The sequence below is a fragment of the Arthrobacter sp. P2b genome (assembly GCF_900168295.1).
Taxonomy (GTDB): domain Bacteria; phylum Actinomycetota; class Actinomycetes; order Actinomycetales; family Micrococcaceae; genus Arthrobacter.
In genome coordinates, this window is the sequence record NZ_FVZL01000009.1 from 123,807 (window position 1) to 150,381 (window position 26,575).

Annotated in this window: 22 protein-coding genes, 1 tRNA gene, 1 rRNA gene and 1 riboswitch; of the genes, 9 read left to right on the forward strand and 15 right to left on the reverse strand. The window is 65.8% G+C overall.

Translation table 11 applies throughout. The features are described 5' to 3' along the window. Nucleotides 1-6: 6 nt before the first annotated feature. Together gcvP and B5520_RS14920 are read right to left on the reverse strand one after the other, a co-directional pair. Entirely contained in the window at nt 7-2,880 is a 2,874-nt protein-coding gene (gene gcvP / locus B5520_RS14915; RefSeq protein WP_079597863.1) for an aminomethyl-transferring glycine dehydrogenase, read from the reverse strand. A gap of 184 nt (nt 2,881-3,064) precedes the next feature. Next, nucleotides 3,065-3,162: riboswitch (glycine riboswitch) on the reverse strand. 92 nt (nt 3,163-3,254) lie between these two features. Next, a complete protein-coding gene (locus B5520_RS14920) occupies nt 3,255-3,791 on the reverse strand; it encodes a TetR/AcrR family transcriptional regulator (RefSeq protein WP_079597864.1) in 537 nt (178 codons plus the stop codon). Nucleotides 3,792-3,875: 84 nt separating this feature from the next. On the opposite strand from B5520_RS14920, the gene B5520_RS14925 reads away from it, so the two are divergent. Next, nucleotides 3,876-5,441 carry an MFS transporter gene (locus tag B5520_RS14925; protein WP_079597865.1) on the forward strand — a complete coding sequence of 522 codons (1,566 nt, stop codon included), beginning with the start codon at nt 3,876-3,878 and terminating at the stop codon, nt 5,439-5,441. A gap of 100 nt (nt 5,442-5,541) precedes the next feature. On the opposite strand, the gene B5520_RS14930 is transcribed toward B5520_RS14925, so the two are convergent. Continuing rightward, nucleotides 5,542-6,021, reverse strand: a complete 480-nt coding sequence (locus tag B5520_RS14930) for a Dps family protein (protein ID WP_079597866.1) — start codon at nt 6,019-6,021, stop codon at nt 5,542-5,544. Nucleotides 6,022-6,244: 223 nt separating this feature from the next. Here B5520_RS14930 and B5520_RS14935 point away from each other — a divergent pair, with 223 nt between their 5' ends. After that, nucleotides 6,245-7,798, forward strand: coding sequence for an APC family permease (locus B5520_RS14935; protein ID WP_079597867.1), 1,554 nt, complete (start codon nt 6,245-6,247; stop codon nt 7,796-7,798). 107 nt (nt 7,799-7,905) lie between these two features. Here B5520_RS14935 and B5520_RS14940 read toward each other — a convergent pair whose 3' ends face one another. The 3 genes from B5520_RS14940 to B5520_RS14950 form a co-directional block, all read right to left on the reverse strand. Continuing rightward, nucleotides 7,906-8,457, reverse strand: coding sequence for an AMIN-like domain-containing (lipo)protein (locus B5520_RS14940; protein ID WP_079597868.1), 552 nt, complete (start codon nt 8,455-8,457; stop codon nt 7,906-7,908). A 273-nt stretch (nt 8,458-8,730) separates the two neighbouring features. After that, nucleotides 8,731-9,033 (reverse strand): DUF4193 domain-containing protein, encoded by a 303-nt coding sequence (locus B5520_RS14945; RefSeq protein WP_079597890.1) that lies wholly within the window; start codon nt 9,031-9,033, stop codon nt 8,731-8,733. A gap of 113 nt (nt 9,034-9,146) precedes the next feature. Then, complete coding sequence (locus tag B5520_RS14950) at nt 9,147-9,329, reverse strand: hypothetical protein (RefSeq protein ID WP_079597869.1); 183 nt, start codon at nt 9,327-9,329, stop codon at nt 9,147-9,149. A 141-nt stretch (nt 9,330-9,470) separates the two neighbouring features. On the opposite strand from B5520_RS14950, the gene B5520_RS14955 reads away from it, so the two are divergent. Beyond that, nucleotides 9,471-9,818, forward strand: a complete 348-nt coding sequence (locus B5520_RS14955; protein WP_079597891.1) for a hypothetical protein — start codon at nt 9,471-9,473, stop codon at nt 9,816-9,818. A 30-nt stretch (nt 9,819-9,848) separates the two neighbouring features. On the opposite strand, the gene B5520_RS14960 is transcribed toward B5520_RS14955, so the two are convergent. The 5 genes from B5520_RS14960 to B5520_RS14980 form a co-directional block, all read right to left on the reverse strand. Beyond that, nucleotides 9,849-11,102 (reverse strand): MFS transporter, encoded by a 1,254-nt coding sequence (locus B5520_RS14960; RefSeq protein ID WP_079597870.1) that lies wholly within the window; start codon nt 11,100-11,102, stop codon nt 9,849-9,851. A 12-nt stretch (nt 11,103-11,114) separates the two neighbouring features. Next, nucleotides 11,115-13,283 (reverse strand): elongation factor G-like protein EF-G2, encoded by a 2,169-nt coding sequence (locus tag B5520_RS14965; RefSeq protein ID WP_079597871.1) that lies wholly within the window; start codon nt 13,281-13,283, stop codon nt 11,115-11,117. Nucleotides 13,284-13,424: 141 nt separating this feature from the next. Then, nucleotides 13,425-13,847: a ChaB family protein gene (locus tag B5520_RS14970; protein ID WP_079597872.1), complete on the reverse strand. Its 423-nt coding sequence runs from the start codon at nt 13,845-13,847 to the stop codon at nt 13,425-13,427. A 96-nt stretch (nt 13,848-13,943) separates the two neighbouring features. Further along, a tRNA-Thr gene (locus B5520_RS14975) sits at nt 13,944-14,020 on the reverse strand. 188 nt (nt 14,021-14,208) lie between these two features. After that, nucleotides 14,209-15,084: a DsbA family protein gene (locus B5520_RS14980; RefSeq protein WP_079597873.1), complete on the reverse strand. Its 876-nt coding sequence runs from the start codon at nt 15,082-15,084 to the stop codon at nt 14,209-14,211. A 180-nt stretch (nt 15,085-15,264) separates the two neighbouring features. Between B5520_RS14980 and B5520_RS14985 the strand changes: the two genes are divergently transcribed. The 4 genes from B5520_RS14985 (at nt 15,265) to B5520_RS15000 (ending at nt 20,475) form a co-directional block, all read left to right on the forward strand. Beyond that, nucleotides 15,265-16,767 carry an alpha,alpha-trehalose-phosphate synthase (UDP-forming) gene (locus tag B5520_RS14985; RefSeq protein WP_079597874.1) on the forward strand — a complete coding sequence of 501 codons (1,503 nt, stop codon included), beginning with the start codon at nt 15,265-15,267 and terminating at the stop codon, nt 16,765-16,767. Then, nucleotides 16,757-17,590 carry a trehalose-phosphatase gene (gene otsB, locus B5520_RS14990; RefSeq protein ID WP_079597875.1) on the forward strand — a complete coding sequence of 278 codons (834 nt, stop codon included), beginning with the start codon at nt 16,757-16,759 and terminating at the stop codon, nt 17,588-17,590. Before B5520_RS14985 ends, otsB begins: the two co-directional genes overlap by 11 nt. A gap of 217 nt (nt 17,591-17,807) precedes the next feature. Further along, nucleotides 17,808-18,890: an ABC transporter ATP-binding protein gene (locus tag B5520_RS14995; RefSeq protein ID WP_013599924.1), complete on the forward strand. Its 1,083-nt coding sequence runs from the start codon at nt 17,808-17,810 to the stop codon at nt 18,888-18,890. Nucleotides 18,891-19,056: 166 nt separating this feature from the next. Next, nucleotides 19,057-20,475: a DUF4032 domain-containing protein gene (locus B5520_RS15000; protein ID WP_079597876.1), complete on the forward strand. Its 1,419-nt coding sequence runs from the start codon at nt 19,057-19,059 to the stop codon at nt 20,473-20,475. 2 nt (nt 20,476-20,477) lie between these two features. On the opposite strand, the gene B5520_RS15005 is transcribed toward B5520_RS15000, so the two are convergent. Next, nucleotides 20,478-21,848 (reverse strand): FAD-binding oxidoreductase, encoded by a 1,371-nt coding sequence (locus B5520_RS15005; RefSeq protein WP_079597877.1) that lies wholly within the window; start codon nt 21,846-21,848, stop codon nt 20,478-20,480. A 196-nt stretch (nt 21,849-22,044) separates the two neighbouring features. Between B5520_RS15005 and B5520_RS15010 the strand changes: the two genes are divergently transcribed. Continuing rightward, nucleotides 22,045-23,778, forward strand: a complete 1,734-nt coding sequence (locus B5520_RS15010; protein WP_254865588.1) for a glycoside hydrolase family 13 protein — start codon at nt 22,045-22,047, stop codon at nt 23,776-23,778. Nucleotides 23,779-23,780: 2 nt separating this feature from the next. After that, nucleotides 23,781-24,830 (forward strand): LacI family DNA-binding transcriptional regulator, encoded by a 1,050-nt coding sequence (locus B5520_RS15015; RefSeq protein WP_079597879.1) that lies wholly within the window; start codon nt 23,781-23,783, stop codon nt 24,828-24,830. Here the strand turns inward: B5520_RS15015 and B5520_RS15020 are convergent. The 3 genes from B5520_RS15020 to rrf all read right to left on the reverse strand — a co-directional run. Beyond that, nucleotides 24,827-25,351 carry a hypothetical protein gene (locus B5520_RS15020; protein WP_079597880.1) on the reverse strand — a complete coding sequence of 175 codons (525 nt, stop codon included), beginning with the start codon at nt 25,349-25,351 and terminating at the stop codon, nt 24,827-24,829. The genes B5520_RS15015 and B5520_RS15020 overlap by 4 nt on opposite strands. 285 nt (nt 25,352-25,636) lie before the next feature. Further along, nucleotides 25,637-26,218, reverse strand: coding sequence for a dihydrofolate reductase family protein (locus B5520_RS15025; protein WP_079597881.1), 582 nt, complete (start codon nt 26,216-26,218; stop codon nt 25,637-25,639). Between the two features lie 263 nt (nt 26,219-26,481). Further along, nucleotides 26,482-26,575, reverse strand: a 5S ribosomal RNA gene (gene rrf, locus B5520_RS15030); the annotation flags it as partial.

Genomic DNA, 26,575 nt, shown 5'->3' on the forward strand with positions numbered 1-26,575 from the left:
TGGTCCTTAGTTCTCGAAGTCTTCAAGCGGCGGGCAGGAGCAGATGAGGTTGCGGTCCCCGGCTGCGCCGTCGATCCTGCCCACAGGCGGGAAGTACTTGTCCTGCTTGAGGTGGTGGACCGGGAAGGCGGCCTGTTCCCGCGGGTAGGCGCGGTCCCAGTCGGAAGATACGACGGCGGCTGCCGTGTGCGGTGCGCGGCGCAGCGGCGAGTCGGCCACGGTGAAGTCGCCGTTCGCCACCTGGTCGATTTCGTGCCGGATGGTGATCATGGCTTCGATGAAGCGGTCCATCTCGGCGAGGTCCTCGGACTCGGTGGGTTCCACCATCAGGGTCCCGGCGACAGGGAACGCGAGGGTGGGGGCGTGGAAGCCGAAGTCGATGAGGCGCTTGGCCACATCCTCGGCCGTGACGCCGGTCTTCGCCGTCAGCTCGCGCAGGTCCAGGATGCACTCGTGCGCCACAAGTCCGCCTTCGCCGGTGTACAGGACCGGGAAGTGTTCGTTGAGGCGGGAGGCGATGTAGTTGGCCGCCAGCAGCGCGGACTTCGTGGCCTCGGTCAGGCCCTCACCGCCCATCAGCTTCACATAGGCCCACGAAATCGGCAGCACGCCGGCGGAGCCGAAGCGGGACGCGGAAATCGGTACGTCGTTGCCTTCGGTCCACGACGCCGCGTCGCCCGGCATGAAGGGTGCCAGGTGTGCCTTGGCTGCCACCGGTCCGACGCCGGGGCCGCCGCCGCCGTGCGGGATGCAGAAGGTCTTGTGCAGGTTCAGGTGCGATACGTCGCCCCCGAACTTGCCGGGTTGGGCCAACCCGACCAGCGCGTTGAGGTTGGCACCGTCGATGTAGACCTGGCCGCCCGCGGCGTGGATGGCGTCGCAGACCTCGCGGACGTCTGTGTCGTACACACCGTGCGTGGACGGGTAGGTGATCATGATCGCCGAAAGGGCGTCCTTGTGCGCGTCGATCTTGGCGTACAGGTCCGCATGGTCGATGGTTCCGTCGGCGGCGGTGGCCACCACCACAACCTTCATGCCGGCAAGGACGGCGGAGGCAGCATTGGTGCCGTGCGCGGAGGCCGGGATCAGGCAGACATTGCGCTGGTCGTCGCCTCGGGACAGGTGGTAGCCGCGGATCGCGAGCAGGCCTGCAAGTTCACCCTGGGATCCGGCGTTGGGCTGGATGGACACCTGGTCGTAGCCGGTGATCTCGGTCAGCTGTGCCTCGAGGTCAGCAATCAGCTCACGCCAGCCCTCGGTCTGGGAATCCGGGGCGAACGGGTGGATCGAGGCGAACTCCGGCCAGGAGATGGCTTCCATCTCCGCGGTGGCGTTCAGCTTCATGGTGCACGAACCGAGCGGGATCATGGTGCGGTCCAGCGCCAGGTCCCGGTCGGACAGCTTCCGGATGTACCGCAGCAGCTGGGTCTCGGAGCGGTGAGTGTTGAACACCGGGTGCTGCAGGTAGCCGCTGGAGCGTTCGACGGCGGGGTCCAGCGCAAAACTGCCGGTAGACCCGACTGCCTCGGCGCCGAAGACGGAAACGACATCGGCGACGACCGCCGTCGTGGTGGTTTCATCAACGGAGATGCCTACGGTGTCGGCGTCGACGCCGCGCAGGTTGATGCCCTTGGCCTCGGCGGCCGCAACGATTTCGGCAGCCCTGCCGGGCACGCGGACGGTGACCGTGTCAAAGAAGGAGGTGTGCAGAACCTCTGCCCCGGCAGCCTTCAGGGAAGCAGCCAGCGTGCGGGCATGGCGGTTGGCGGTCTGGGCGATCGCCTTCAGCCCCTCGGGGCCGTGGTAAACGGCGTACATCGACGCAACAATGGCCAGCAGGGCCTGCGCGGTGCAAATGTTGGAGGTGGCCTTCTCGCGGCGGATGTGCTGTTCGCGGGTCTGCAGCGCAAGGCGGTAGGCGGGGACACCGGCGTCGTCCTTGGACACGCCCACCAGGCGGCCGGGCATGGAGCGCTCGAGCCCCTTCTGGACCGCCATGTACGCGGCGTGCGGGCCGCCGAAGAACAGCGGGACGCCAAAACGCTGGGCGGAACCGACGGCGATATCGGCGCCCTGCTCCCCCGGCGGGGTGATCAGGGTCAGCGCCAGGAGGTCAGCCGCGACGGTCACGAGCGCGCCGCGTTCCTTGGCTTCACCGATAACGGCGGAGTGGTCGAAGACGCGGCCCGAAACGCCGGGCTGCTGCAGCACGATGCCGTTGATGGCACCCTCCGGCAGGCCCGCGGACAGGTCGGCAATTTCAACCTCGAAGCCGAGCGCCTCAGCGCGGCCCTTGACGATCGCGATGGTCTGCGGCAGGCAGTCCGCGTCCAGGACGGTCTTGCCATCCCTGGCGTCCTTGTTCTTGTTCGCGCGGCGCATCATGAGTACCGCTTCGGCCACGGCGGTGGCTTCATCGAGCAGGGACGCGTTGGCGATGGGCAGGCCAACGAGGTCCTGGACCATGGTCTGGAAGTTCAGCAGCGCCTCAAGCCGGCCCTGCGAAATTTCAGGCTGGTACGGGGTGTAGGCCGTGTACCAGGCCGGGGATTCCAGGATGTTGCGGCGGATCACGGGCGGGGTCACCGTGTCGAAGTAGCCCTGGCCGATCATCTGCACGGCCGTCCTGTTCTTGGCTGCCAGCTTGCGCAGTTCGGCGAGCGCTTCCACCTCGCTCAGGGCCGCAGAAAGTTTCAGCGGGGTTTCCTGACGGATGTCCTTGGGAACCGCCGTATCAACCAGAGCGTCCACGGTGTCGAAGCCGACGGCTTGCAACATGGCGTCGACGTCGGCCTGGCGCCGGGCGCCAATATGACGGTCAACGAAGGTGGCAGTGGCCGGGGAGGCGGAGGCCGGAGATACGGTCACGAGGAACTCCATAATTCAGGTGGCGCAGGGCACGCCACATCGATTCGGGTTCCTCCCCGCTCTGTATTGGACCTGAGAGTTTCCGCGTTGCCGTGCTTGAGCATGGCCCCGCTTGCACCGTCGGTGAGCACAACAGTCCTTGGTCTCCCGTAGCCGGGATGGCACAGGCGGACTGCCTGCTGCTTTCCAGAGGTGCCTCGCCGCGGCGGTACATGGGCCTGTGAGATTCCTGGGGAGGGTTTGCTCCTACGGCGCCTGCTTGTACTTTCGGCAGAACTCTCCCGCCGCAGATCAAAGGCTATTCATTTGGATTGCTGAGAACGGCCGGTGAGGGCCTTCACAGCCTCCAATTGTCCTACGCCGCAGCCCTTGGGGCAAATGGCGGCCTACCTGCGCAGGCGCTCCAGGGCAGCAAGGAGATTGTCCACATCCGCGGCGGCTCCGCCTTCCGGCACGGGGCCGACGGCCAACATGGCATTGAAGTAGAGCCCGTCCCCCATGTAGAGCACTGCTTTGGCCAGTCCCGGGCCCACATCGGCGGCGATCTCGTCCAGCCAGCGCTGCTGGATGGCGGCGAAACGGCGGCGCGTTTCCTCGTGCGCCACTTCTGCGAGCCGGGTCGCGGCGACGATCGCCCGGTCCAGCGGGGTGTCAGCCCAGACGGAGGACCTGATGAAGTATGCCGCGGCCCCCTCCTCCGCCTTGGCCATGGCATCGGCGTCGGCTCCGGCCAGTTCGTCCAGCCGGTCCAGCAGCACCTGGATCAGGGCTTCCTTGTTTGGAAAGTGGTAGAGCAAGCCGCCCTTGGAAACCCCGGCCTTGGCAGCGACGGCGTCAAGGGTGGCTGCACGCTCCCCCACGTCGATCAGCAGGGCTTCAAAGGCGTCAAGTACGGCGTCGCGGGCTACGGGCTTCCGGGGCATGCCTCTAATCATGCCTTCCTCCACGCACCATTCCTCAAACCCCAGCGGTTCGTAACTGTACCGTCCAGACGGTACAGTTATGGTATGACCATTTCCGCTGGCACCACCAGGACCTCCGCATCTGCTTCCGGCAGCCCGCTTTCCCGGGCGCCGTGGCGTGACTGGCTTGCCCTGGGACTGCTGATGTTCCCGGTGCTGCTGGTCGCGGTGGACAACACCGCGCTGACGTTTGCCCTGCCAGCCATCGCAGGCTCACTGGACCCCTCCGGAGTCCAGCTCCTGTGGATCGTGGATGCGTATCCGCTGGTCCTTGCAGGACTGCTGGTGTCCATGGGAAGCCTGGGCGACCGCATCGGCCGCAGGAAGCTGCTGATCACCGGCAGCATCGGCTTTGCCGCACTGTCCGCCGCCACCGCCTTCGCACCGAGCCCGGAGTGGCTGATCGCCGGCCGCGCATCCCTGGGATTCTTCGGCGCCATGCTGATGCCCTCCACGCTGTCGCTGATCCGCAACATCTTCCCGGAGCCCAACCGCCGCCGGCTGGCCGTCGCCATCTGGGCTGCAGGGTTCTCAGGGGGCGCCGCCCTGGGACCGATCTTCGGCGGCTGGCTGGTGGAGCAGTTCTGGTGGGGCGCGGTCTTCCTCGTCGCCGTTCCCCTCATGCTGCCCCTTCTGGCCTTCGGACCTGTGTTCATTCCGGAATCGAAGGACCCGTCGCCGGGGAAGGTGGACGTTCCCAGCATCCTGCTCTCCCTGCTGGTCATGGTTCCGGTGGTTTACGGAATCAAGGACATTGCCACCGAGGGGCCGGGACCGGCGGGCCTGGGCAGCATGGTGTTCGGGCTGGTGATGGCAGCCGTCTTTGTGCGCCGGCAGCTGACGCTGGCCAACCCACTCCTGGACATGTCCCTGTTCCGGAACAGGGTGTTCAGCATGGCCATCGCGGCCAACGTCCTGGCCCTGTTTTCGTTCAACGGCTTTATCCTCTTCCTGGCCCAGCACCTGCAGCTCCTCGAGGGCATGTCTCCCTCCTCTGCGGGGATTGCGATGATCCCGGCGCTGGTGGCCACGGTAGTGGCAGGCCTGGTTGTTGTGCCGCTCGTCCGGCGGGTGCGGCCCGGATTTGTGGTGGGAACAGGACTGGCCTTCAGCGCCGCCGGCTACAGCCTTGTCACCTTCGGCAACCACAGCGGCGGCCCGGCACTCCTGTTGGCGGCCCTCCTGATCCTTGCCCTGGGCGTGGGCACTGCCGAGACCATTTCCAACGACCTCATCCTGGGTGCTGCACCGCCCGAGAAGTCGGGTGCGGCGGCAGCGATTTCCGAGACGGGCTACGAGGTGGGTTCGCTCCTGGGCACGGCGGTACTGGGCTCCATCCTGACAGCCTCCTACCAGCACAACCTCCGGCTGCCGGCCGGACTGCTGGAAGCCGCGCCGCCCTCCGCCGCGCACAACGCCGGCGAAACGCTCGCCGGCGCCATGGAAGTTGCCTCAGCACTGCCCGCTCCCCTGGCGGACGCCGTCCGGGACACCGCGGCCGCAGCCTTCAACTCGGGGGTTCACATCACGGCCGCCATTGGGCTGGTACTGATGGCGACCGCGGCAGTGCTCGCCGCCGTCGTGCTCCGCAAAGTGCCCAAGGCCGTCTAAGGCGGCGCGCAACATCAGACCAGACAGCGAAAAGGCGCCCAGCGCCGGAGCATTGCTCCGACGCCGGGCGCCTTGTTGACTGTTGCCTGATCCCGCGGGGCTACTTGGCGTCCGGGGCGGTGACGCTGGCGGTGGGCTTCATGGTTTCGGCGTTCACCATCCAGGCGAACTGCTCCAGCTTGGCGATGAACTCATGCAGCAGGTCGGCACTGGTGGGATCTTCCTCATCCACCTCGTCGTGGACCTTTCGCATGGTTCCCACGGCAGCCTCAAGGGCTGCGACGATCCGCTCAATGGCGTCCTTGGTGCTGATCAGGCCCTCGGGGAACTGCGCCAGACTGGTGGCTTCGGCAACCGTGGAGCTGCGGCCGTCCGGAAGCGCGTGCAGTGCACGCATGCGCTCCGCCGTGTCATCTGCGAACTGGCGCGCTGCGTCCACGATTTCATCCAGCTGAAGGTGGAGGTCCCGGAAGTTGGTACCCACAATGTTCCAGTGGGCCTGCTTGCCCTGGAGGTGCAGTTCGATCAGGTCCGTGAGCACAGCCTGCAGATTGTTGGTGAGTGTCGGTGAAGCTTTCATGCGTCCTCCTCATTGGTCCAGTAATCCCGAACCTACCAGCCCCTGCAGAGCGCGGCGGCGGGGACGGGGGCAGTTTCTCAGTGAGCTTACTAATTTGCGCTGAAGGGACATAAACGAACGTGATTCATATTTCCCCTTGCGCAGGCAGCTCCGCACCCTCATACTAAATGAACGCCATTCATATAGTGACCGTCGTCATAATGTCTTCCCAGAAAGTGGTGCCATGACAGAGACAATCCGCACCAGCACGCCCTCCCCCGGCCCCAGCAGCAACAATTCCGCCGCCGGCATCACCGCCAAAGGACTGAAAGGCGGGCAGCTCGGGCTCCTCGCCGTCGTCGTCCTTGGCATTTCCACCATTGCCCCCGCCTACACCCTCACCAGCGCACTGGGCCCCACCGTCAACGAAGCCGGACTCCAGCTGCCCGTCATCTTCCTGATCGGTTTCATTCCCATGATCCTGGTCTCGCTCGCCTACCGGGAGCTCAACGCCGACTCCCCGGACAGCGGGACCACGTTCACGTGGGTCACCAAGGCCTTCGGACCCTGGGTGGGCTGGATGGGCGGCTGGGGCCTGCTGGCCGCCAACATCATCGTGCTGTCCAATCTCGCCGGCGTTGCCGTCGATTTCTTCTACCTCTTCCTGTCGCAGCTCACCGGAGCCCCGGAACTGGCAGACCTGGCGGCCAACAAAGCCTTGAACGTGCTGACCTGCTTTGTATTCGTGGCCCTGGCCGTCTGGGTCAGCTACCGCGGGCTGCACACCACCAAACTGGTGCAGTACGGCCTGGTGGGGTTCCAGCTGCTGGTGCTGGGCCTGTTCGTGGCCATGGCGTTCGCCAACTGGTCCACCTCCGAAACGGCCATCCCCTTCAGCTGGGAATGGTTCGATGTGACCAGGATTGAAACCTTCGGCCAGATCGCCGCAGGGATTTCACTGTCCATCTTCGTGTACTGGGGCTGGGACGTCTGCCTCACCGTGAACGAGGAAACGGCGAACGGCAAGAAGACTTCCGGCCTGGCCGGCACCCTCACCGCCGTCATCGTCCTGGCCATCTACCTGCTGGTCAGCATCGCCACCATGATGTTCGCCGGCGTGGGCGATACCGGCAACGGCCTGAACAATACCGAAATCCACGAGAACATCTTCACGGCCCTGGCCTCCCCCATCATGGGCCCGTTCGCCATCCTGATGTCCCTTGCAGTGCTGTCCAGCTCCGCCGCGTCCCTGCAGTCCACGTTCATGTCGCCGTCGCGCAGCCTGCTGGCGATGGGCCACTACGGTGCCCTGCCGGAGCCGTTCAGCCGGGTCAGCAGGAAGTTCGCGACGCCGGGCTTCGCCACCATCGCGGCGGGCGTCATGTCGGCGGGGTTCTACGCGGTGATGCACGTGGTCAGTGAAAACGTCCTCAATGACACCATCCTGGCCCTGGGCCTGATGATCTGCTTCTACTACGGGCTGACCGCCCTGGCCTGCGCCTGGTACTTCCGGCACAGCGTCTTCAGCAGCGTCCGCAACTTCATCCTGCGTCTCCTGTGCCCGGTGCTGGGCGGAGTAGGCCTGTTCGTGGTGTTCGGCCAGACCGCCGTGGACAGCCTTGCTCCCGAGTTCGGCAGCGGTTCCGAGGTGTTCGGCGTCGGGTTGGTCTTCGTCCTGGGCATCGGGATCCTGGCCCTTGGCGCCGTGTTCATGCTCATCATGGCCCGGGTCCGGCCCGGCTTCTTCCGGGGCGAGACCCTGAAGCGGGACACCCCCGCACTGGTGGTTCCGGAGTAGGCCAAGGCCTCCATGGCACTGCCCCCGCACAAAAGGTGCCGTGCCCCCGCGATCCGGGGGCGCGGCACCTTTCAGTTGTGTGCCGGCCTTGGGCAGCCGGCCCGATGTCACCAGAAGTGCGCTACGTCAATCACAAGGCGGGAGCCGGCACCCGGACCGTCCAGGGTGAAAACCCGGAACGGCAGGCGGGCACGGACGCCCAGGCCAACGTTGGTGTAGCCTTCAAAGCTTCCGGCCCAGGCAACCTGGCGGAAGGTCTGGTAACCCGCAACGTTGGCAAGTTCTGCCTGGTTGCGGGGCTCATACGTGGGCCTGCCGCTGTTGTTGTCGTAGGCCGGCGCTGTGAGAGTGACCTGCAGCCGTGCGCCGCCACGGACCGGGACGGTAAAGCCGGACCCGTCCTGGACAATCCGCGGTACGTAACGCACGGTGTACCCGGCGGCCGGGCCATTAAGGTTCACCACCATCCGGTCAAAGCAGTAGTGCTGCCCAGTCCGGATGTTGGTGACGGATGCGGTGGTGGGGTTTTCACTGGTTTTTGCCAGGGATCCCCAGCCCAGCCCGCAATACGATGTGGTTGCCGAGGCGGGCCCCGGAACCAGGAGTCCCAGCCCAACGGCCATGAGGATAGCCGTGAGCCAGATGGAGAGTTTTTTCATTGTGGTGCCACCCATGGAAGGAGCGATTGGATAGCTCAAGCCTAGGAGCGTCAAGGCCCCGAAACGAGGGCTGTGGCCGCTTCGGCGCGCAACCGTTAGGGTGCTCCCGCGCGCATCACGCGGCCATAAAACGAGGGGCGGATTTCGGCCTTTCTTGACCCTTTTGGTGCCCTTTCTGCATCCGCCCGTTACCGCTGGTAACGACGCCGGCGGGAGACGAAGAAGCGCCGGCCACCCTGGGAGGGTGCCGGCGCCGGGCTTCGTACTGGAGGCCTAGCCTTCGCAGTCGCGGCAGTACTTCATGCCGTTCTTTTCCCGCGCAACCTGGGAACGGTGGCGGACCAAAAAGCATGACGAGCAGGTAAATTCATCGGACTGCTCAGGAACAACGATGACCGTCAGTTCCTCGTTGGAAAGGTCGGCGCCGGGCAGGTCGATGCCTTCAGCAGTGTCATTCTCGTCAAGGTCAATGACCGCGGTCTGGGCGTTGCCGCCACGTGACGCCTGAAGGGCCTCGAGCGAGTCCGCCGGAGTCTCTTCTTCCTGCTTGCGTGGAGCATCGTAATCGGTAGCCATAGCGTGTTCACTTTCGTTGCTGCGCAGCGCCATCTCAGGCACCTCAGTGAAGCAGTTTAGGGCATGATCCCGTAACGGACGCAAGAGTGTGTGCAAGCAGACACCGCGGGGTGTTAGAGCTCCTGGCCAACGTGGTGCGCTCGGGCGTGCCCCGCCCCCACCGCCACTCCGCTCAGGGCCGGAAGCCAGCCCCAGCGGGTGGCGTCGGCCATGGCATCGGCGGCCTCGTCCGGGGACTCATAGGTGAAGGTGTCGGTGAGCCATGCACGGAGCCGGCCAAGGAAATCAGCTGTCATCCCTGAAAGGTATGCGGTGATTGTTGTGGGCGCGTTTCCCGGCGGTCTCGCAGGCGTTAACCATGGCGGTTTCCCCGGCGCGGTCCTACGCTGGAAGCCCTCCGGCTGCCGGCGGCCGGAACCCGCAGGAAAGGAACCATGATGGCGGCACGGCTGAACCGCACTGCATTCGCCCACGCCCGGGAGCTTATTAAGGCGGGCAAGGTTGAACGTGATGTCCGGGATGACTGGAGCGAACATGCTCCCTCCACGGACCAGGAAAACGCCTTCATCGACAAGCACGGCTTTGGCAGCTTCGCGGAATGGCACCTTGGCCGGGACGACGAAAAGTCGGAGGGCACCAAGGGCAGCGTCAGCTTTCCCTTTGGCGACTTCAGCAAAGTCCACCGCTGCGCCGTCATCTCTTTGGAAAGCAGGGCTGCCCAGTACGGGCACGACGACATCCGGGATGCAGCAAAGAAGCTGCTTGAGCTGATGGACGCGGACTGAACCACATCAACCGCTGCACCAGGGCACCCACTAGGACGTTGCTGTCAGGTCAGTTGCCGTGTCTGCCTGCGAGCGCTGCCGCCGGCTCAGCAGGATAAACGGCGCGGCAAGCAGCTGCACCACACCGCTCACGGCGAGCGACGCCGGATAGCCATAAAGGTCTGCGCTGCGGCCGAGCAGCGGCTGCACCACTACCCCGCCGCTTGACCCCATCAGGGAGTCGAAGCTGAGGACGGTTGCCCGCTGTTTTGAGGCAATCATGTCGTTCAGGTAGGCCTGCCGCACGGGTGCGCCTGCTGCGCCCACCACGGCCCACAGGGCCAGCAGCACCAGGGCAAGCCAGAACGTGCTGGTGAACAGCAGCACCACCAGGATCAGTGAGCTGACCACGTTGCTGGCAATCAACACGGTGGTCCGTTTCCGGACCAGCTTCCGGATGCGCGGCGCCATCCATCCGCCCACGATGTCCGCTCCCGCCACGATGGCAGCTGCCAGGCCAGCCACAGCGTAGGCCCGGGGGTCCCCAAAGAGCTGCAGCAGGTACGGCTGCAGGGCGTAAAAGACGTAGAAGCCCACTCCTTCGGTGAACGGCGCGGCCAGCATGATGTACCGCACGGGCGGATGTTTCAGGCCGCCGTCCACCGAGGCTTTGAGGACCGTCCGGGTGGCCCGCAGGGGGTGCGGTGACCGCTCCGGCGTGAAGCCGACGTCGTGCATCAGCAGGAACGCCACCGCGAACATGGCCACCAGTACGCCCACGCGCACCAGGAACGGCACGCCCAGGCTGGTGGCCTGGGCGATCACCCCGCCTGCCACGGAACCGGCGAGCATCGCCACCCCGCTGACCATCTGCCCGCGCCCGAGCACCGTTTCCAGCCCGCCTTCGTAACCGGAAAACCGCAGGGCGTCCACCAGCCAGGCTTCCACCGCCCCCGAAAAGAAGGTGAAACCCAGGCCGAGCAGTACGGACACCACCGCCCACCACAGGAACGGGGCCGACATCTGCCAGAGCAGGTAGTACAGGAACGTGGAAACGGCCAGGGTAATGGTGCCCAGCAGGAACGAGGTGCGGCGTCCCCAGCTGTCGGCCACCACGCCCGTGGGCACCTCAAAGAGCACCATGCCGGCGGTGAAGAAGGCGTTGGCGGCGAAGGCCTCCAGGTTGCTGAGGCCGGCGTCGAGCAGGAAGAGGGTGTTGATCCCCCAGATAAACGATGTCGCCAGGGTGTTGCCCAGCGTCAGCGTCAGGTAGACCCGCTCGATTTTCCGGGCCGCCGGGTTCATGGCGTTATCGGCTCAGGACGGGCTGTAGCTCGCGGGCACAGGATCGTGCCGCAGGTAGCGGCGGGTGAACCGGCCTGTTCCGGAGGTCAGTGCCCGAAGTTCGACGGCGTAGCGCAGCAGTTCCTGGTCCGGCACCTCTGCGGCGATTTCCGTCAGTCCGTCCCCGGACGAGTTGGTGCCGGTAAGCCTGCCCCGGCGCCCGGAGAGGTCGCTCATGACAGACCCCACATGCTCGTCCGTCACGGTGATGCTCACTTCCGACACCGGTTCCAGCAGCTGGATTTTCCCTGCGGCCGCCGCCTCGCGCAGGGCCAGTGCCCCGGCCGCCTGGAACGCTGCATCCGACGAGTCGACACTGTGCGCCTTGCCGCCCACCAGCCGCACGCGGACGTCCACCACCGGGAATCCGGCGGACACCCCCTTCTCCATCTGCGCGCGGACGCCCTTTTCAACGGACGGGATGAATGTTCCCGGAATAACGCCGCCCACCGTCTTGTCCACGAACTCGAAACCGGCGCCGCGGTCCAGTGGTTCCACTTCGATGTCGCAGACGGCATATTGTCCGTGGCCGCCGGACTGCTTCACGTGGCGGCCGTGGCCGGCGGACGGTGCCGCGAATGTTTCCCGAAGCGGAGTTACCACCTCCACGGTATGCAGCTTCACGCCCTGTTCCCGGAGCCGGTCCAGCACCACGTCAGCGTGGGCCTCGCCCATGCACCACAGCACCAGCTGGTGCGTTTCGGCGTTCCTTTCCACCCGCAGCGTGGGATCGCCGGCCGCGATTTTGCCCAGGCTCCGTGCAAGCGCGTCCTCGTCACTCCGGGAGTCGGCTTCGACGGCCACCGGCAGCAGTGGTTCTGGCATCTCCCAGGTGGCGAGCATGAGCGGCTTGTCCCGCGATGAAATGGTGTCTCCCGTCTCGGCGCTTCCCAGTTTGGCCAGCGCACACATGTCCCCGGCCACGGAGTAGGGCACGGGCCGCAGGGTGGCACCGAGCGGGGAGTAGATGTGGGTGACGCGCTCGTCGGTGTCGTGGTCCTGGTGGCCGCGGTCCGCCAGGCCGTGGCCCCCAACGTGCACCGGCGAGTCCTCGCGCAGCGTCCCGGAAAACACCCGGACCAGGCAAATCCGGCCCAGGAACGGGTCGATGGACGTGCGCACCACCTCGGCCGCCAGCGGCCCCGACGGGTCACAGGCCAGCGATGCCACCGGGTTGCCCCCCAGGTCCGTCACGTCGGGCAGGCTCCCCTCGGTGGGAGGCGGGAACGCATGCACCAGCACTTCCAGCAGCTCAGCCGTACCCAGGCCGGTCACCGCGGACGTCGGAATGACAGGGAAGAAGGACCCACGTGCGACGGCGGTTTCCAGGTCGTCAACCAGGACCCCCGTATCGATGTCCTCGCCTTCCAGGTAACGGTCCATCAGGGTCTCGTCTTCGCTTTCGGCGATGATCCCCTCGATGAGCTCGCCGCGCGCTGCCTCCGCGGCCGCCAGTTCGTCGGCGGTGCCCTCGCGCGTGGCGGGAATCTCCCCGGAGGCGTAGTCGGTGACCGTGCGGGACAGCAGCCCCAGGAGGCTGGTGACGTTCCCGCCGGACCTGACCGGGAGGTAGAGCGGCAGGACGCCGTCGCCGAACGCTTTCCTGCACTCGGCGAGGACGACGTCGTAATTTGCGCGCGGATGGTCCATCCGGGTGATCACGACGGCGCGTGGCAGCCTCGCCTGCTCGCACTCGCCCCACAGGGCGGTGGTGGTGGCGTCGATCCCGTCAACGGCCGAGACAACAAAAAGGGCGGCGTCCGCTGCCCGCAGCCCTGCACGCATCTCGCCGATGAAATCGGGATAGCCCGGCGTATCCAGGATGTTGACCTTGATGTCTTCGATCAGCAGCGGCACCAGCGAGAGCGTTACGGACCGCTGCTGGTGGACCGCGGCGGGGTCCGAATCGCTGACGGTGGTCCCGTCGGCGATGGATCCCTTGCGGGTGATCATGCCGTTGGCGGACAACAGGCCCTCGATCAGCAGGGTTTTGCCGGCGCCGGAATGCCCTACAAGCGCAATATTGCGGATCTGCGCGGGGTCCTCGGCCGCGATCCCGGCAGAGGTATCCGCCCGGCGTGTCTCAGCTCCATTCCGGCCGCCGGGTGTCCTCGCTGAGTCCTTGGTGCCTTTTACTGACATGGGATCCTCCTGGCGTCTTTGCCGTGCAACCCGTCCTAACGTGTCCTCTGATTCGACACCCTGGGCGGCATTAGGGCAAGACCGCCGGCGGCCCTGGATGCAGGCGCTCCCTTCCTGCCGGGCGATCGACTACGGGCGCGGCTACTTCCTTGCCTTGCGGGTGGCGGAGTCGTTGGCCTTCTGGAGCGCCTTGACCAGCTCGTCCTTGTCCATCTTCGAGCGGCCCTTGACGTCCAGCTCCTTGGCAAGCTTGTAGAGGTGCTCCTTGGACGCATTTGCGTTGACGCCGCCCGCGGTGGGTTCGGAGGACTGAATGCCTTCCTCCGCACGCTTGTCCGAAGGGCCCCGCTTTTCCTTCGGCTCCCAGTGGTCGCCCACCTTCTCGTAGCTGTGCTTCAGGGATGCGTACGCGGCCCGGGCGGCCCAGCCTTCGTCGTTATCGTAGGACTCGAGGGCGGAGTCGTAGGTCTTGGCGAACGTATCCTGGGCTTTTTGTTCGGAACGCTGCAGGGTCGAGGGAAGCTCATCCTTGCGGGCATGGTCGTTCTTGCCGGTCTTGGGCATGGCAGCCGTCCTCCTTTTATCAGCAGGCTGATCATTCGGATGACACCAGCTTAATGCCGGATTCAGGGATACGCCCGGGACGGGTGCGGAAAGCAGTGGAGCCCCCTGTCGGATTCGAACCGACGACCCCCGCTTTACAAGAGCGGTGCTCTGGCCAACTGAGCTAAGGAGGCACACCCTTGCGGGCGGGCGCCTGAACGGCGCTAGATAAGGGTAGCCCAACACCCGCCGCTGGTAAAAATGCCCTTCTGCCCGCTGCCGCGGGGAGCCCGGACGGGAACAAGTCACCCCGGTGCCACAGAAAAAGGCCCGCCCCGGAAGAAGATCCGGGACGGGCCTTGAGCAGGAAGTCCTGCCGGTCCTAGGCCTTGGCGTCGATGGCAGCCTGGATCTCGGCGTTCAGGTCGGTGCTGCCGTCCCACTGCTTGCCGTCGATGAAGACGGTGGGGGTTCCGGTGATTCCAACATTGGAAGCCAGCTGCGTGGAGTACTTGACGTAGGGACGGAAGGTCCTGTCGTCGACGCAGCTGTTGATGTCCGCACCAATGTCGCTGGCCAGGGACTTCAGCTTGTCGTCGGAAAGGCCGGCGCCGCCCTCGGCGGGCTGGTTCGTGAACAGGAGATCGGCGTATTCGGCGTACTTCCCGGGAGCCTTGTCCGCTACGCACGCGGCGGCGTTGGCTGCACGGGAGGAGTAGTTGGTGGTGGACTGGCGGTCCAGGAAGCCAAGCGGCCGGTATTCCAGGGAAATCTTGCCTTCGTTGCGGAGACCGGTCAGGGCGTCGTTATAAGTGTCTTCGAACCGTTTGCAGACGGGGCAGATGAAGTCGATGTAGGCCACCACCTTGACCGGCTGCCCTTCTTCGGCCTCGGCACCGGGGGCAACCACAGGGCTGGGCAGGGTCTCAGGCTTGGCCGGCACGTTGGCAATGTCCACGGTGGCGGCGTCCGTCGCCTTGACCTCCGTGTTGGCCAGCAGCGTAACGCCGCCGTTGACGTTGCCGTTGGCGGGAACGGGTCCCTGGTCGGCAATGGGGGTGTTCTGCCGGATGCTGGTGGTGACCACCAGGGCCACGACCGCCAGGATGGCCACGACGGCCACCACGATGCCCCAGCCGATCAAGAGCTTGTTGCGCTTGTCTTTCTTAAGCTGGGCTTCGCGGATCAGGCGCGCTTTTTCCCGCGCCTCCGCGGTTCGCTCAGCTTTCGACTTACGTACTTCGTTTGCGGGGCTCATGTGTTCCTTGGGTCGATCGACGTGGGGGGACCACTCAGTGGCAACTACCTCATTTTAGGGGAGAAAGCTGAGAGCTTGCGCTTTCAAGTATTCCTCCGGCTTGACCAACGGACGAATAGCACGGAAGATTCCGTCCCGTTAGGGTGGGCTGAGAGGCACAAGCAACCCCAGGGGGCCGCAATGCAAACACCTGTCCAGGAAAAACCAGCCGCCAAGGCTGCGCCCGGCGCCGCCGGCTCCGGCCACGGCGGCGAGACCAAGTACGACTTCATGGTGGTCTCCAACCGACTGCCCGTTGACCGTGTCGCCGCCGGTGAGAACGGTGACGACGGCTCCGGCTGGCGCCGTTCCCCCGGCGGCCTGGTGACGGCACTCGCGCCCATGATGACCAAGACCGACGGCGCCTGGGTGGGCTGGCACGGCGCGCCGGACGAGACAGTGGAGCCCTTCAGCCACGGCGGCATGGACCTGGTCCCCGTCCAGCTCAGCACCGATGACGTGGAGCTGTATTACGAAGGGTTCTCGAACGCGACACTGTGGCCGCTGTACCACGACGTCATCGCGCCGCCGGAATTCCACCGGACCTGGTGGGACGCCTACCGCAGGGTCAACCAAAGGTTCGCCGACGCCGTCGTACGCCATGCGGACCACAAGGCAACCGTGTGGATCCAGGACTACCAGCTGCAGCTGGTGCCGCGGCTGGTGCGCGAAGCCCGGCCCGATCTCCGGATCGGCTTCTTCAACCACATCCCGTTCCCGCCGCCGGAAATCTTCGCCCAGCTGCCGTGGCGCCAGGCCATTATCGACGGCCTGCTCGGCGCTGACCTGGTGGGCTTCCAGCGGGCCAGCGATGCCGGAAACTTCATGCGCTCGGCCCGCCGGTTCCTCGGCGCCAGCGTCAAGCAGCAGCAGGTGCACGTCAAGGGCCAGGACGGCGAAATTACCCACATCGCCCGGGCGCAGGCCTTCCCCATCTCCATCGATGTCCAGCAGATCAGCGAGCTTGCCGCCAAACCGGAAATCATCGAGCGTGCCCGGCAGATCCGCCAGGACCTGGGCAACCCCAAGACCATCCTGCTTGGCGTGGACCGCCTGGACTACACCAAGGGCATCCGGCACCGGCTGAAGGCGTTCGAGGAACTCCTGGCGGACGGCAAACTGTCCGTGGGAGACGCCACCCTGATCCAGGTGGCCTCCCCCAGCCGCGAACGCGTTGAACAGTACCGCCTGCTGCGGGAGGAGGTGGAGGGCACGGTGGGCCACATCAACGGCACCTACGACACCATCGAGAACACCGCCGTCCGCTACCTGCACCACAGCTATCCCGTGGAGGAGATGGTGGCGCTGTACCTGGCCGCCGACGTCATGCTGGTCACCGCGCTGCGGGACGGCATGAACCTCGTGGCCAAGGAATACGTCACGGCCCGGACCAACAACGACGGCGCCCTGGTGCTGAGCGAATTCGCCGGCGCCGCAGACCAGCTCAAGCAGGCCCTGCTGATGAACCCGCACGATATTGACGGGCTCAAGAGCGCCATCATGCGGGCGGTTGAGATGTCTCCGCGGGACGCCGCCCGGCGGATGCGCGCCATGCGCAAGCAGATCCTGGAACACGACGTGGACTACTGGTCCGCAGACTTCCTGGCCGCACTGAACGAAAAGGTGGTGCGGGATGACTCCTGACGGCCGCTTTAAGAGTCCGCTGGCACTGTCCCCGGAGCTCCGCGAGGCCGTCCGGCGCATCGCCCGCACCGACCATCTGCTGGTGGCCATGGATTTCGACGGGACCATGGCGCCCATCGTGGGGCATGCCGACGACGCACGCCCCCTCCCGCGCGCGGCCACGGCCTTCGCAGGGCTCGCCGTGCTGCCACGCACGACGACGGCGCTCATCTCGGGGCGCGCCCTCGCCAGCCTGCGCGCTGTGGCGTCGCCGCCGGTGGACTCGCTGCTGATTGGCAGCCACGGTGCCGAAGCCTGGCTGGGACCGGGCTCAACCGGGCTGACCCTAGACGAAGAGCAGAAGGCGCTGCTGGCCGAGGTCCGTGCCATCCTCGCGGAAATCGTCGAGGAAGCCCCCGGGACCATGCTGGAAGACAAGCCTGCCGGCGTGGTGCTGCACACCCGCCTTGCCGCCGACGACGTGGCTGAGGACGCGGTTGCGGCCGCACGCTCACTGCTCCAGGACCGCAAGGGGGTCTTCCTGAAGGACGGGAAACGGGTCCTCGAAACCTCGGTGGTCAACGCCTCAAAAGGCGAGGGCGTCACGTTCCTGCGGCAGATCACCGGGGCCACGGCTGTGCTGTTTGCCGGTGATGACACCACGGATGAGGACGCCCTGGCACGGCTCGAGCCGGGTGACGTGGGCGTGAAGGTGGGGCTGGACTTTACCCAGGCGCAGTACCGCGTGGAGGCTCCGGTCCACGTGGCGGAGCTGCTGGAGGCCCTCCTGCAGGAGCGGAGCGTCGCCGTGGCGGAAGAGGATCCGCAGGCCGCGCCAAGCTAGGCGTGCGCAAGCCCACGTGTGACGTCCGTAACATTTGCGACAATAAACGAAGCATCTGACATACTCTTGCTTGTGATGTGGCGCACAGACACCGTGCGGCGTCACTCTTTGCACTCTGGCTTCGCCGGGGTGCAGCCTGCAACACAAAACTGAACAAACATGAACCATTCACAACGGATCGTCCGGCACGTACCTGCCGGTGAAGGGATTGATAACTGTGGCTACAGTTACTTTTGATAACGCTACGCGTCTGTACCCGGGCACAGATAAGCCCGCCGTCGATAAGCTCAACATCGACATCGCCGATGGCGAATTCCTGGTCCTCGTTGGACCCTCCGGTTGCGGTAAGTCCACCTCCCTGCGCATGCTCGCAGGCCTTGAGGACGTCAACGCAGGCCGCATCCTGATCGGCGACCGCGACGTCACCGACGTTCCGCCGAAGGACCGCGACATCGCGATGGTTTTCCAGAACTACGCGCTGTACCCGCACATGACTGTGGCCGACAACATGGGCTTCGCCCTGAAGATCGCCGGCGTTTCCAAGGAAGAGCGCGCCGAGCGCGTCCGGGAAGCAGCCAAGCTTCTTGACCTCGAGCAGTACCTGGACCGCAAGCCGAAGGCCCTCTCCGGCGGCCAGCGCCAGCGTGTCGCCATGGGCCGCGCCATCGTGCGTAACCCGCAGGTCTTCCTCATGGATGAGCCGCTGTCCAACCTCGATGCCAAGCTCCGCGTCCAGACCCGTACGCAGATCGCATCCCTCACCCGCCGCCTCGGTGTCACCACCGTTTACGTGACGCACGACCAGGTTGAGGCCATGACCATGGGTGACCGCGTCGCCGTGCTGAAGGACGGCCTGCTGCAGCAGGTTGACACCCCGCGCAACCTCTACGACCGCCCCAAGAACGTGTTCGTTGCCGGCTTCATCGGCTCCCCCGCCATGAACCTGCTGGAACTGCCCGTGGTCGACGGCGGTGTACAGTTCGGCGGCACCGTCTACCCCGTGCCGCGCGACGTCCTCGAAGAGGCACACGGCTCCACCGTGACACTGGGCAGCCGCCCCGAGGACCTCGAAACCGCTCCGCACGGTGAAGGCCTGAAGGTTGAGGTGGACGTCGTCGAAGAACTCGGCGCCGACGCCTACGTTTACGGCCACACCACGCTCGACGGCAAGGACCACGACATCGTGGCACGTGTCGACGGCCGCCGCCCCCCGATGAAGGGCGAGTCCATCTACGTCCGTCCGCAGTCGGGCCACGTGCACCTGTTCGACACCAAGACCGGCCTGCGCCTGGGCGACTAGTCCCCACCGGCCCCCTAACCTCGCTTCGCTTCGGTTAGGGAACCCTGCCGGCGTGGGCCCACCCCACGCAACTGACGGCGGCCCTCCTGACGGATGGGCCGCCGTCGGCTTTTAACTGGCCGGCGGAAGATTAGCTGGCCTGCCCCAAGTACGGAAGAATTGAGTTATGACCGAGGAATACAGCGCCCAGTGGCACGATGAACCCACCGACTACGCGCAGATCGGAAAACTGCCGCGGTTTGTGGCCGCAAGTGCCGACGACGGCAAGCTCGCCTCGGTCTCCAGCTCCCTGAACATCACCGCGGCGGCGGCCGACCCGGAGCTCCTTGACCTTCCCTGGCATATCGCCCTGGAGGATTGGCCTGCCGAGAACCTGGCAGCCCTCCCCCGCGGCATCTCCCGCCACATTGTGCGCTTCGCCCACCTTGGCGGATCGGTCATCGCCATCAAGGAAACCTCGGAGCACGTAGCCCGGCACGAGTACCACATGCTGCGCAAGCTCGCCCGGCTGGACGTCCCCTGTGTGGAACCGGTGGCGGTGATTACCGGCCGCACCACCCCGGACGGGCGCCCGCTCAACCCGGTCCTGGTCACCCGGCACCTGAAGTTCTCCATGCCGTACCGCGCCCTCTTCTCCCAGATGCTCCGCAAGGACACCCTGACGCGTCTCATCGACGCACAGGCGCTGCTGATGGTGCGGCTGCACCTGATCGGCTTCTACTGGGGCGACGTGTCCCTCTCCAACACCCTGTTCCGCCGCGACGCGGGCGCTTTCGCCGCCTACCTGGTGGACGCCGAAACCGGTGAGCTGTACCCGGACCTCTCCACCGGGCAGCGTGAATACGACCTCGAAATTGCCCGGGTGAACATCGCCGGAGAACTCATGGACCTGCTGGACGGCGGGCTGATCGAGGAAAAGGTGGATCCCGTGGCCACCAGCGAGCTGATCATGGACAGCTACCGGCGCCTCTGGGCGGAGCTGACGGAGAAGGAGTCCTTCGAACTCGGCGAGCGGTGGCGGGTCAGCGCCAGAATCCGCCGGCTCAACGAACTCGGCTTCGACGTCGAGGAGTACGCCATCAAGACCACCCAGAACGGGTCCACCATCCAGCTGCAGCCAAAGGTGGTGGACGCCGGACACCACCAGCGGCGGCTCCTGCGGCTTACGGGTATTGACGCGCAGGAAAACCAGGCCCGGCGGCTGCTTAACGACATGGACTCCTTCCGTGCGGACAACAACCCGGACATGGACGAGGAATACAGCGCCCACCTCTGGGTCAGCCAGATCTTCGAGCCGATCGTCAGGTCCATCCCGCGGGACCTGTCCGGAAAGCTGGAGCCCGCCGAAGTGGTGCACGAGGTCCTGGAGCACCGCTGGTACATGTCCGAAAAGCAGGAACGGCACATCCCCTTGGCCGAGGCTGTGCAGTCCTACATCGACTCCATCCTCCGGCACCGCCGGGACGAAGCCGCCATCATGTTGAACCCGGACACCGGCCTGCTGAAAATCCTTGAGGTGGAGACCGAGGAGTCCCGCTACGGCGAGGACGAGTCCATCGACGAATATCCGGACTCGGACGACTAAAGCTAGATCGCCTTGCCGGGGTTCAGGATGCCGGCAGGATCAAACAGTTCCTTGATCCTGCGCTGCAGCTCCCGGACCTGTTCGGGCTGCTCCTGGCCCAGCCACCGCAGCTTGTACTGGCCAACACCGTGCTCGCCCGTGATGGTGCCGCCCATGTCCAGGGCTACGGTGATGGATTCATCCAGGACCTGCTGAAGCCGCGCCAACGCCGCAGCATCCACAGTGCTGCCCTGCCTGTCGATCCAGAACGTGGGGTGGAGGTTGCCGTCCCCGGCGTGTGCCACCACCTTGAGGTGCACTTCGTGGCGTGCCGCCATGGTTTCCAGAGCCGCGACGTAGTCCACCAGGCGTGAGCGCGGCACCGCCACATCCTCCCCAACGCGGTATTCGTCGTCCACCTCCACGCCCCTGCTGTGCCGCCGGAGTTCCACCAGGCGCTCAGCTTCGGCGCTGGCTTCAGTGGTGACAGCAGCCCCTCCTGCCCGCAGGACTTCCCGCACCACCTCCGCCTCGGCGGCGGCGCCGAACCCGTCCGTCTGGACCAGCAGCAGGGAGCGTCCGCGGGCGGTGAGGTCCGAGCCGTGGATCTCGTCCAGCTGGGCAAGCGTGCCGCCGTCGAGCAGTTCCATGATGGCCGGCTGGACCCGTGCCTTGCCTACCGCCAGGACTCCTGCCGCCGCCATGCGGAAGTCAGGGTAGAAGGCCGCCACCGTGTGCACCTCCTTCGGCAAGTACTTCAGGCGGACGGTAACACCCACCACGATGCCCAGCGTTCCTTCAGATCCCACGAACAGCCCGGTCAGGTCATAGCCGGCCACACCCTTGAAGGTCTGGTGGCCGGTGTGGAGAAGCGAGCCGTCCGCCAGCACCACGTCGAGGGCAAGCACGGAGTCCCTCGTAACGCCGTACTTTGCGCAGCGCAGGCCGCCGGCATTGGTGGCAACATTGCCGCCAATGGTCGAGGTGCGGAAGCTGGCAGGGTCCGGCGCGTACATCAGGCCGTGCACAGCAGCTGCCTCGTTGAGCACGGCGTTTACTACTCCCGGCTCCACCACTGCCGTCTCGTCGTCCGGGTTGAGCGCCAGGATGTGGTCCATTCGTTCGAGCGACATGATGATGCAGTTCTCCGTGGCATGCGCGCCGCCTGATACCCCGGTTCCCGCACCCCGGGCTACCACCGCCACTCCGTAGTCCGCACAGGCGCGCACCACCGACTGCACGTCGGCTACCGATTCGGGAAACACCACCGCCAGGGGCAGCTGAAAGTCGATGATCGGCGCCTGGTCCACCGCGTACCGGTGCAGTGACGTCTCCGCCACGTCAACCTGGCCCGCAGCCAGGATGCCCTCGAGCTCGTCAACAATGCTTCCCACCAAGGCCTCCACCCGCCGTCGGACATGTCCTCCCAGTTTAGGCGGCGACCGCGCTGGACCTGCGTAACCTTCGGTCCCGGTGCTGCAAGCGCTTCCAGTCCTGACCAGGAGTTATGCGCTGCGGAAGCCATGGGTACCGAGAATAATCATGGAAGCGTTTTCATTTTTATGCTCCACCGCGCTTATGCTGTCACTCATGTCTGTCGAAACTGTGACTCCCGACACTTCCCTGAACGCCGGGCCGCTGACGCTCATCCATGAGGCGGACAACGCTCCCGGCTGGTGGCGCTCTGCCGTGATCTACCAGGTGTACCCACGTTCCTTCCGGGACCTCAACGGCGACGGCGTGGGCGATCTTGCGGGAATCACCGAGGAACTCCCGCACCTGGCGGACCTCGGTGTGGACGCAGTCTGGCTGTCACCCTTCTACCGGTCCCCCCAGCGCGACGCCGGCTACGACGTCAGCGACTACTGCGACGTGGACCCGATCTTCGGAACACTCGGCGACTTCGACGTCATGATGGCGGAGTCCCACCGGCTGGGCCTGCGCGTCATCGTGGACCTGGTGCCGAACCACTGCTCGGACCAGCACGCAGCCTTCCAGGCCGCCCTCGGGGCGCCGGCCGGCAGCCCGGAGCGGGACATGTTCATCTTCCGGGACGGAACAGGCCCGGAAGGCTCCGAGCCGCCCAACAACTGGCAGTCCCACTTCGGCGGGCCGGCCTGGACCAGGGTGGCCGGGCCGGACGGGCAGCCGGACCAGTGGTACCTGCACCTCTTCGATTCGTCCCAGCCCGACTTCAACTGGGACAACCCGGCCGTCCACGCCGAGTTCGAACGCGTGCTGCGCTTCTGGCTGGACCGCGGCGTGTCCGGATTCCGGGTGGACGTGGCCCACGCCCTGGTCAAAGCTCCCGGCCTGCCCGCCTGGGGCGGACGCGCAGACGGCGGCAGCAGCGAAGGGTTCCCGGGCCACGAAGCACCCATGTTCGGCCAGCCCGCCCTGCACGACATCTACCGGAACTGGCGCCGGATCCTTGACCAGTACGGCCCGGACCGCATCCTGTGCGCGGAAGCCAATGTGGATCCGCTGCCGCGGCTGGCCAACTGGGTCCGGCCGGACCAGATGCACCAGGCCTTCAATTTCCCCTACCTTCATGCCGGGCTGGACGTGTACCGGCTGCGCGGGGTGATCACGGATTCGCTCGAGGCACTGGACGCCGTCGGCGCACCGAGCACCTGGGTGCTGTCCAACCACGACGTGGTCCGGCACGCCAGCCGGTTCGGCTACAACGGCCAGGGTCCCCGCGACGGGGACGGCATCGGCCCCGCCGATCCCCAGCCGGATATCGCCCTGGGCCGACGTCGGGCGGCGGCCGCCTCCCTCTTCATGCTGGGGCTTCCCGGTGCCGCCTACCTGTACCAGGGCGAGGAACTTGGCCTGCCCGACGGCGTCGACATCCCGGAACATCTGCGGCAGGACCCCACCTTCGCCCGTACTGGCGGGGAACGCCTGGGCCGTGACGGCTGCCGCATCCCGCTCCCGTGGCGGGCCGCCGAGACCCACCTTGGCTTTGGCTCCGGAAGCGACCCCTGGCTGCCTTTTCCTTCCTCGTTCGCAGCCCTGGCCCGGGACCTCCAGGCCGCCTCGCCGTCGTCGCACCTTGCGCTGTACCGGGACATCCTCCGGCTCAGGCGCGGGCTGAACCTCGGCCGGGGCTCCCTGTCGTGGGCGGAGGACTGGTGCACCGGTTCCTCCCTGGGCTACGTCAACGGCACTACGCTGGTGCTTATGAACCTGAACCACGATCCCCTGGAGATGCCTGCCGGGCATGTGCTCCTCCGTAGCGACCCGTCAGGCGCCGGCCGTTTCCTCGCTTCCGGTGAGACGGCCTGGCTCCAGCTTGGACCGGACGCCGCAGCAGACTGAGCATGGCCGGTATCAAAGAAGTAGCGAGCAGGGCAGGCCTGTCCGTTGCCACCGTGTCCCGGGCGCTCAGCGGCAAGGCGAACGTCTCCGCGAGGAGCCGGCAGCTGGCCCAAGAAGCCGCCCGGGAGCTGGGGTTTGTGCCGTCCTACCACGCATCCAGCCTTGCCTCCGGCCGCAACCACAACATCGGGCTGGTGGTCCCGTCCGTGAACCGCTGGTACTTCTCCTCAGTACTGGAAGGCGTATCCGAGGCACTGCTGGACGCGGGCTACGACCTCACGCTGTACAACGTGGGTGACCAGCCGGAACGGCGCCGCAGCGTACTCAGCGACTTCCTGCTGCGGAAGCGGCTTGACGCTGTCATTGCCGTTGCCCTGGTGCTCGGCGAGGACGAGATCCAGCAGCTGCTGGCCGTCCACCGTCCGATTGTTGGTATTGGCGGTGCACTGCCCGGGGCATCCACCATCAGGATCGATGACGAGCGGCTGGCACGGCTGGCCACCGATCATCTGATCCGGCTTGGGCACACCCGGATCGCCCACATGACGGGGGACGCAAACCTGAACCGCGACTTTAAGCTCCCGGGCATCCGCCAAAGGGGCTATGAGGCCGCCATGAGGGCCTCGGGCCTGGCGGTGCATCCGGAGTGGCGTGTGGCCGCCGATTTCACCATCCAGGGAGCCTATGCCGCCGCACGCCGCATGCTGGGGACGGCGAGTGAACGTCCTACCGCCGTTTTCGCGGCTTCGGACGAGATGGCCGTGGGCGCCATCCTGGCTGCCCGGGAATTCGGGCTGCAGGTTCCTTATGATCTTTCAGTGGTGGGCATGGACGGGCACGAGCTGGGTGAAACGTTTGGTTTGACCACCATCAGCCAGGACCCCCGGGGGCAGGGGCGCCTTGCCGCCAGGACGGCACTTGAGTTGCTGGGCGAGACGCGACATGATTCCGACGGCGGGCCGGCACCGCAGGTGGCCATGGACCAGGAGTACCCCACGGAGTTTGTGATCCGGACGAGCACCGCGGTGCCGCCGGAGCCGGCTCACGGTTAGCCCGCCTGGTTGCCGTTGGGGCCCGCATCTGCAGGAGCACCCATAAAACGGGCGTACCTGGCAAGGATCTGCGGCCAGGCCTCGACGTACTCCGCGCGGGCAGCGGCCGGATCCTCTGCACCTTCCCAGCCTTCGTGGAAGACGCGCACTTCCACGCCTTCGTCCACCGCGCGGAAGACGACCAGCAGTTCCGTGGACCAGAGGGCTGTAGAGCCGGGGTGCCACGTGGCATGGAAGGACAGCGGTGGCTGCCAGTCATCGAGGGTTCCCCAGATACTGGTGCGTCCGTCATCGGCGGTTTCCAGGATGAGGTTCTCTTCGAACTCCACGTAGGAGCCCGCTCCGTAGACGCCGTGCGATTCGAGGGGCCACCACAGGTGTGTATGGTCGGTGAAGCCGGCGAAGGCATGGGCCACGCTGCCGGGAACAACAACCGTCTCCACTACGGGCTCCAGGGGGTCTGGAGCGGACTGGCTGTCGCTGCCGAAGGGGTCCTGGCCGTGGCTGAAGAGGCTGCTCATGGTGTTCTACTCTACCCGCGCCCCGCAGTTGCCCTATTAGCTGCGGGCGCTTCTGCGCCCGATGACGGGGGACGCTCTCTCACATCCTGCAGATTTCCGGACGACGCTCTCTCACCTCCTGCAGGTTTCCGGACGACGCTCTCTCACCCGCGACGCCCCATCACTTGTCGCGGGTTCCCGGGGGATGCCCTATCACTTGTCGCGGGTTCCCGGGGGACGCCCTATCAGCTACCGCAGGATTCCGAGCGACGCTCCATCACTTGTCGGCGGTTCCCTGGCGACGCGTCAACGTCGCACCCGATAGCGCAGGTGAAGCACCCGGTTGCCCTGGATCACCGTATCGGGCCCCTCCAACAGGTGCTGCGATTGGACCGATCCGAAGTAGCGCTTGCCGGACCCGAACACAACGGGTACGACGTCCATGCGCACCTCGTCGACCAAGCCCGCAGCAAGCATCTGGCCACCGACGTCGCCAGCGGCAACCTCAACGATGCGGTCACCCGCAAGCTCTTGCGCCTTGGCCATGGCTGCCTCGACGCCGTCGACGAAGTGAAACGGCGACTCAGGGTCCCAGCCCTCGGGCTGCGGCCGGTGCGTCACGACGACCACGTGGTCGATCCCGCTCGGAGGCTTCCCGTCCCAGCCGTCCGTCAGGTCGAAGACGTGGCGGCCGACAAGTGTCACCGCGATCTGGTCCCAGTACGGCCGAGTGTAGTCGTAGGACGTCTGCAACACCTTCACTTCGCCGCTCTCGTCCAACGGGACGTCACCGTTGGACAACCAGTCGAACAGGGATCCGGGCTGGTCATTCTCGTCCGCGACGAAGCCGTCCAGCGACACCGAGCTGTACATGACCACTTTGCCCACCGGGCCCTCCACTGCTTCGGGTGCCCCCACATTAGCGTGCCGTGAGCCCTCAGCGTAGTAAGAAATTAACCGCCGGCATGGGCCAGACGGATCCCTGATTCTTCTGCAGGAGCTGATGGAGCATCTGGGGTTTGGGGGCGGGAGGTGATGGGCGTCCGGCGTATGGGTGCGGGAGGTGATGGGGCGTCGGGGTTTGTGTTGTGGGTGTTGTGGTTAAAGTCGTAGGGCCCTGACATTCCTTGTCAGGGCCCTACGTAATTTATGTCCGGCGGTGACCTACTCTCCCACACCCTCCCGGGTGCAGTACCATCGGCGCTGTGGGTCTTAGCTTCCGGGTTCGGAATGGGACCGGGCGTT